This is a genomic window from Streptomyces sp. NK08204, from assembly GCF_020400585.1.
GTDB lineage: Bacteria > Actinomycetota > Actinomycetes > Streptomycetales > Streptomycetaceae > Streptomyces.
In genome coordinates, this window is the sequence record NZ_JAINVF010000106.1 from 1 (window position 1) to 308 (window position 308).

Annotated in this window: 1 protein-coding gene; it reads right to left on the bottom strand. The window is 75.0% G+C overall.

Annotated elements, in window-relative coordinates; all coding sequences use genetic code 11:
• On the bottom strand, positions 1-308 hold a 308-nt coding region (locus K7G59_RS34515; protein WP_225840697.1), incomplete at both ends, for a hypothetical protein.

Consider the following 308-nt stretch of genomic DNA (forward strand, 5'->3'; position numbering starts at 1 on the left):
AACCGCTCCCCGGAACGCGGGACGCGCGCCAGCCTCGGCACGTAGACGGCACCGCCCTGACGGACCGCCAGCTGCGGCTCGTCCGAGGCCAACACCGCCCCCAGCCCGGACCCACCGGCCGCCTCGTCGACGTCCAGCAGCACGAACCGGCCCGGGTGCTCGGACTGCGCCGAACGCACCAGACCCCACACCGCGGCAGCACCCAGATCCCGCACCTGCTCCGCCGCACCGGCCGCCACCGCACCCCGGGTCACCACAACCAGCCGGGAACGGACGAAACGCTCATCCGCGAGCCAGGCCCGCACCAG